Annotated in this window: 3 protein-coding genes and 1 CRISPR repeat array; all 3 genes read right to left on the bottom strand. The window is 59.6% G+C overall.

The features are described 5' to 3' along the window. Nucleotides 1–71: 71 nt before the first annotated feature. Nucleotides 72–2484: a CRISPR direct-repeat array (repeat unit 36 nt; unit sequence GCCGTGGCTTCCCTACCGATTTCCCCGTGGTAGGCT). A gap of 58 nt (nucleotides 2485–2542) precedes the next feature. From cas2 to cas9, 3 genes are read right to left on the bottom strand one after another with little or no spacing between them, the layout of a single operon-like run. Then, nucleotides 2543–2872, bottom strand: coding sequence for a CRISPR-associated endonuclease Cas2 (gene cas2 / locus V7E26_RS13545; protein ID WP_324416654.1), 330 nt, complete (start codon nucleotides 2870–2872; stop codon nucleotides 2543–2545). Next, a complete protein-coding gene (cas1, locus tag V7E26_RS13540) occupies nucleotides 2869–3768 on the bottom strand; it encodes a type II CRISPR-associated endonuclease Cas1 (RefSeq protein WP_324416652.1) in 900 nt (299 codons plus the stop codon). The genes cas2 and cas1 overlap by 4 nt, the downstream gene beginning before the upstream one ends. Further along, a complete protein-coding gene (gene cas9 / locus V7E26_RS13535) occupies nucleotides 3744–6881 on the bottom strand; it encodes a type II CRISPR RNA-guided endonuclease Cas9 (protein WP_324416650.1) in 3138 nt (1045 codons plus the stop codon). Before cas9 ends, cas1 begins: the two co-directional genes overlap by 25 nt. Nucleotides 6882–7111 lie beyond the last annotated feature (230 nt).

Here is a 7111-nt window from a genome sequence, read left to right as displayed (position 1 = left end):
GGGCGTTTCCTCCCTAGACTTGGGCCGCTTGTTCATTCAAGCGGCCCTTTTTTCTCCCCCCCCCCCGCGGTGCCGTGGCTTCCCTACCGATTTCCCCGTGGTAGGCTGGCCGGTCTAGCGGTTAGGCCGCTACTGACGCCGTGGCTTCCCTACCGATTTCCCCGTGGTAGGCTCTTCTCCAAGCGGAGTGCAGTCGCAGGCTCGCCGTGGCTTCCCTACCGATTTCCCCGTGGTAGGCTTCTGTCGGCAGACACGAGATCAACGAGTTTGCCGTGGCTTCCCTACCGATTTCCCCGTGGTAGGCTGCGGGCGAGAGAACCATCACGCCGGCCTAAGCCGTGGCTTCCCTACCGATTTCCCCGTGGTAGGCTCAAGATGAACGACATGCTGGCGAACCTGAAGCCGTGGCTTCCCTACCGATTTCCCCGTGGTAGGCTTGGCGTGTTCGGCGCAAGCGCCCTTGCTGTGCCGTGGCTTCCCTACCGATTTCCCCGTGGTAGGCTACCGACCTGCTCGACATGGTGGCGAAGGCTGCCGTGGCTTCCCTACCGATTTCCCCGTGGTAGGCTTCCTCCGTCGATACCTTCAAGGCGTGGCTCGCCGTGGCTTCCCTACCGATTTCCCCGTGGTAGGCTGCGTTCACGGTAGCGCTTGGCCATCGCGGTGCCGTGGCTTCCCTACCGATTTCCCCGTGGTAGGCTTGAAGGTTGCTCATGACTTACTCCATCGATGCCGTGGCTTCCCTACCGATTTCCCCGTGGTAGGCTCACATCCCCAGCCGTATGCAAGTACAAGCCGCCGTGGCTTCCCTACCGATTTCCCCGTGGTAGGCTGAGTGCCTTCGTTTCCGTCGCCGATGAAACGCCGTGGCTTCCCTACCGATTTCCCCGTGGTAGGCTACGGTAACATAACGATGGCCTACATCACGGGCCGTGGCTTCCCTACCGATTTCCCCGTGGTAGGCTTTTGAAGCCAAGCGCAAGGAGCGCATCGAAGCCGTGGCTTCCCTACCGATTTCCCCGTGGTAGGCTTTCGACTCGATCAACTCCTTGATGCGTACAGCCGTGGCTTCCCTACCGATTTCCCCGTGGTAGGCTTACGGGAATGTTTCGGGCAGACATCGGCAGGCCGTGGCTTCCCTACCGATTTCCCCGTGGTAGGCTCCGAGATCCGCGAGGCCGTGACGCCCGTGCGCCGTGGCTTCCCTACCGATTTCCCCGTGGTAGGCTCCAGTGCTGCTGATCCTGTTTCTCGTGGATGCCGTGGCTTCCCTACCGATTTCCCCGTGGTAGGCTTCGGTGCCCCACGCCAGCACAGCAGGTCCTGCCGTGGCTTCCCTACCGATTTCCCCGTGGTAGGCTGCGAACGGCTGGCAATGGGACGCGTCCGTTTGCCGTGGCTTCCCTACCGATTTCCCCGTGGTAGGCTGTAGCGGGCTTGTATGTGTTGACGCCGACGGCCGTGGCTTCCCTACCGATTTCCCCGTGGTAGGCTGAACATACAATGGCCCGCCGCAAAGCGATCGCCGTGGCTTCCCTACCGATTTCCCCGTGGTAGGCTTTTTGAATGCGGCACGCGCGCAAGCCGAAAGCCGTGGCTTCCCTACCGATTTCCCCGTGGTAGGCTCGGATAGAACAGCTTCACCGCCATTTGCGTGCCGTGGCTTCCCTACCGATTTCCCCGTGGTAGGCTACCCGCCGCCAACGCACGCGGGGCACACCAGCCGTGGCTTCCCTACCGATTTCCCCGTGGTAGGCTATTAGGCATGGTGGTTGACGTGATAGTTGTGCCGTGGCTTCCCTACCGATTTCCCCGTGGTAGGCTGATGGCGCGCAGTGATCGCAGGCGCGCGCCGCCGTGGCTTCCCTACCGATTTCCCCGTGGTAGGCTGCGCGCCGCCAGCTATACTCGCAGCCCTTCGCCGTGGCTTCCCTACCGATTTCCCCGTGGTAGGCTTGCACCCATCGGGTGGAAATCGAGCGAACCGCCGTGGCTTCCCTACCGATTTCCCCGTGGTAGGCTCAAAATGCTTTGCGTTGGCTTCGCGTTCGGGCCGTGGCTTCCCTACCGATTTCCCCGTGGTAGGCTGCGGCGCCCTCCGCGGCCGCGCGGCTGCTCGCCGTGGCTTCCCTACCGATTTCCCCGTGGTAGGCTTCGACGGCCTTGTTGGGGTCTGCCATTTCAGCCGTGGCTTCCCTACCGATTTCCCCGTGGTAGGCTTCGCCGCACCGAAGAGCGCATTGCGCCGCTGCCGTGGCTTCCCTACCGATTTCCCCGTGGTAGGCTATTCGTGAAGTGCAGAAGGATCTCAAGGAGGCCGTGGCTTCCCTACCGATTTCCCCGTGGTAGGCTGCCGCCGTCAACACCAGCGCGACCCTGACGGCCGTGGCTTCCCTACCGATTTCCCCGTGGTAGGCTACGGCTACATCCGGGCCGGCCGTACGGTTGGCCGTGGCTTCCCTACCGATTTCCCCGTGGTAGGCTGCGAGCGCTACAAGCTGCTGAAAACACTCTGATTCTCGTCTGATTCGTCAGGCGGGAATCAGAGCAAGACCAGTTGCTGAGATGCCTTTTTCTCGTTGAAGGTCGATTCGCCAAGCAACAGCCTCATTCGCGCATACTGACGGTCTGTGACCTGAAGGGTACGGACACTGCCGCGCGGCGGCAAGTTTCTTGTCACCCGTTGCCCGTGCTTTTCCGCAGCGTCGTCGCCGCGACAAACGCGGGAGTAGACCGACCATTGCAGCATCATGAATCCATCGTCCTTCAGAAATTTTCTGAAGCGAGTAGCGTTGCGGCGATCGGTCTTCGTACCGACGGGTAGATCGAAAAAGACAAACATCCACACGAAACGCACCTCCTCGCTCTTCACGAGTCTCGCTCCAATTCCGGCATTTCGAGAAAAGCCGGCTTTTCGAATTCCAGGGCGCGCGCCAGGCTGGCGGCGGCCATCTCAGCCGCTACCAGAAGCGAAACCTTGCCATCGCCGACAGTGCTGTTGAGGAGCAACGCGCCAGCCATGGCGCGGCGATCTTCCAGGCTCAGATCGCCATTCTTGTCTGCGCCGTTCGAGAAAGTCTTCCAGGCCAGTACATCGACAAAGGGCCGAAAAGGTTCAACGAGATCGTCCGCAAGATTGAAGGCGTTTGCCGCTCCATCATGTTTGAGGCCGAATGCCGGCAGAAAGCCCGAAGCAACGAGCGCACGGGCAACACCGGCGCGAACAACGGCATAACCATAGTTCAGCATTTTGTTGCGGCGGTCGCTATCGTCATCCCGGACGAAATCCGCGAACAGGCGGCCCCAATAGAAACGTGCAGCGCGAGCCTCGACATTTTCCGGATCGCCGGGCTCCACGTGGCGGGCGATTTCCTTCAATGTCTCGGCGTTCTCGCGATCGAGAGCCGAAAGCGAAGCGGCCTGATTGAGTATTTTGCGCCGAACGATCGCTTGCCAGAGCCGCTTTTTTACGCCGTCTTTCGCATCAACCTGAAGTCTTGCAATGGCACCTTGCCGATGGTGTCGATGAAAAGGCAACGTCAGGCCGGAAGGGGTATGTCGCTCATCCGTAAAGACCAGCGCTATTCCAGCTTCCATGCAGGCGCTCATCAGGGCGCTCGACAGCGTTGCTTGCGGCGTGTCGATGACGATCCAGGCCACATCCTCGAGGGCGAGCCGAACCTCGCCAGCGTCTTGCTTCACGCAAATCTGACTGTCCGCGAGTGAAAGCCTCGCTGCCTGCGTCAGGTGGAGGCCTCGCCACGCCATGTACGCACCTCACGCGGTACTTCAAACTTACGCCCAAGACGGTCGATAGCGAATTTCCGAAAGCTGGAAAGTGTCTTGACACCAATGCTTCGGATCGTCTCCGAATTGGTTGCCATCGGCGACAGGTTAATTGCGCCCGTCGTCCGATCCATGCTTCGATAATATCCTTCGATCAATTCGCCACTTGATTTCACGAGTTCAAGGTAACTCATGGGGTTGAGCGACCAGGCGAACTCAAAACTGTCATCGATAGAAGTCCAGTCACTCTCCGCCTTGTAGGCGACGACAGCCCTGTTGGGTGGCGATGCAGACGAGACGATTTGGTGCGGGTAGATGGGCACGACGAAATATTCCCACGCGCCTTTTCTGCTCCTTTTTCTAAAGACATCCACGCGTGCCATATCGCCGCGATCGACAGTGCCACCGTTTATTTCGACCGCGACTTTGTCTTTGGTCTCAACGCGCACCTTGCGAATGATGTCGCCCTTTGGCGAAAGCGGCGGTTTGTCTTTTGGCTTGCCGGCGGCGATCCACGCGCGAAGGTTCTCCACCAATTCGTCGCGCAATCTCCCCGGATCGGCGATCTTTCCGTAAGGCTGCGGGACCGGGATTTTCTCCAGATCCCTTTCCGTAAGTTTCGCGATCGGCTTGCGTTCAAAGACGAGCCTGTCGTCATTAATCTCCCGGACTTGCTTGATGGTGGCATCGTGTGCCTTGCCGCGCGCACGGCGACGTTCGGCGCGTGAGACGAAAATGCCGGGCGCGCCGTCGGAACCATAAATCGCGCGTTTGACATCGACCCGGAATCCCGGCCACGGCGGACTGCAATGGAAGATATCGTCCTGACGTCCCTCACGTTCGCGCTTCTGGACTTCCAACGTCAGACGGTTCAGTAGACTTTCGGTGGTGGCGGCCAGCACAGCCGCATCGACCGCGTGATGTCGGTCGTCCTCAGTTCTTTTTCCATCCAGCTTTTTGAGGCCCTCAAGTCCCCATGCGCGCCTCAGCTTGGACGTGATCGCGCCGGGACGCGTAAATATCCGCCGCTCCCCATCCGGCGCGGGAAACATGCGCTTGAGTTCGTCGGCCAGCAATCGGGTTGCCCATTGTGTGTCGGTCAGGTTGCGCGCCTTGAATCTATCCTCGATGCTCGCCGCATCCTTGATGCAGTAGTTGCGTTTCTTGCGTCCTTTGACCTCCTTCAAGCCTTCGACGCGGGCGACAAACTCCATCCACTCGGGTTCTGTCTTGTCGGCATCGAACCATTCGAAGGGGGTTCGCCCGCGCTTGTCTTGATTGGCCTTGGCAGTACAAAGCGTCTTGTTCAGAAACGAGTCGTCACCGAAGCGGCTCCACGGCAAAATATGGTCAACCTGATACCGGCTGTCGTTTGCCGAGATGCCGGCCGGATCGATCGCATCGCCCGAATAGATGCATTTGAAGCCCTGCTCATGGGCAAGTTCATATCGCAAGAGTTCGTCATCGCTGACCGCACGTCCAAGATGCTCGGCCGCGTCCCGGCGCCGCCTTTCCTTCACCGCGGTGCGGTCGTCAAGGCCTCGTGTCAGCTTTGCGCGCTCTTCCGCGCTCTTGCCGACAGATCGGGCGAGTTCGATGTGAACGAAATCAATCGGGCCGTACTCCCTCGCGACGGCCCTGACCTGCTTGATGGCCTCGCCAAACGCCTTGCGCGTGACAGGGCTGCCAATCTGCTCAAGGGAAACGGAGGGGCGTGCAGCGTGGTCGTAACCGACGCGCGCGCAAGCGTCTGAATAGACCAGCCCCTCGCGAAGCCCGGGAACGATGTTACGCGCCGCGAGCGCCGAAATATGCGCCGCCTTGGTAAAATCCCTGAAATCGCCGTTGGCGGCCGCTTGCAACAGAACGTCGACAACCACGGCGTCGAGACCAATCTCATCAAGACCGGCGCGGATCGAATGCATATCCTCACGGAACGACAAGACTTCCGCGATCCGGTCAAGCTTTTCGGGCGTTCGCAACAAGGATCTCCACGGCGCCTCGCCAAGAGCATCCTTCAGCGTCTTGGTTCCGTAAGCCGCGCCTCCGGTGCGTGCCGCAATATCAAGCGTACTTTCTTTTTCCTTCGCGATGCCCGCAAAGCGGATGTTAGGATCGAGATCGAGCGTTTCGCGCAGGGACTTGAACGTGATGGTTTTCTTGCTTTCGCCGAATCCGTTCACTGCGAGAGCAATTTCCTCCTGCGTCAAATTTCGCTCGGGCGACCGGCCAGAAGCCAACTTGAGATTTGCCAGGCGTGACAGGAAGCGGAACAATTCGAACGAAGGTGCGCGGCGGGCGGTTCGCTTCTGGCCGGACTCAAACGGACAATCTCCAACCTTGTCTTCGCTGTCCTGCAGCGGACGTTGGAAAAATGCTACATCCGAAAATGCTTGCGAGAACTTCTCGCTCGCGATCTGGCTCCCAAATCGAATCTGGGCACGAGAGATCGCGCGGACTTCATCTTCGAGATCGGAACGTTTCGCGGTGTGCGAGTAATCTCCGTCACGATTGCGCTTTCGATCCTTGAATTTCGGATCGCAGGCGATCATGGCGCCGAACGAGGGATATTTTGCGAGGCCTTCGCGCGTGGCCTCCATGGCCTTCTTCATCCGTGACGTTTCATCGGCCGCATTCGCGCCAGCCTCACTCTTCGAGTTGGAGCGGAAGCCGCGATGCCGGGCGATATGACCGAGAACAACTGCCAGTTCATCGTTGGTCAAAAGACGCTGGTGAGCGGCAGCTCGGAGTGTCCATGGCGTGACTTGCGATCCCGCAGCGTCGGGCGGGATTCGGCGCAGTGCATGGTGCAGGGTGTCCGGCGACTGATCGGGCAGCACTCCATGCTTGTGAAGCAATTGACGGATGGCGTTCATGCGTTGACGGCGGCGGCGGACGATTCGACGCTGCCCCCGCGCAGTCCGACGCGTCGCACTCTTCGGTTCGCCGGTTTTGTCGACCAGAGGGGCGTCGAAACACCGAACGCCGGCGGCAACGATGTTTCCTGCAGCCTCGCCTACCTCAATGATCCCCCATCCGCAGGACGCTATACCAAGATCGATTCCAAGAATACGCCGGGCAATCGGACGACCCATCACTCCACCTGAAAGACGCGGACAACCAAAAATTGATTATTGACCGCCTTTCGGAGTTCAGCAAACATAAGGTGGGAAATCGGTTGGAAAGCCACGGCAAGCAACGGAAGCCTCGGTTTCTGTTGCGAAGGATTACCCCCGTTGCGGAAACGCAGCGGGGGGATTCATTTGGCTCAAGAAAGGTATCAAATTACCGTTTTGGTTCGACGAGGGCAGCCTCAGGCCGGCGA

Source organism: Bradyrhizobium sp., from assembly GCF_036735945.1.
GTDB lineage: Bacteria > Pseudomonadota > Alphaproteobacteria > Rhizobiales > Xanthobacteraceae > Bradyrhizobium.
Note: the sequence above shows the minus strand (reverse complement) of the source record. Positions and strands in the feature narration are given on the sequence as shown.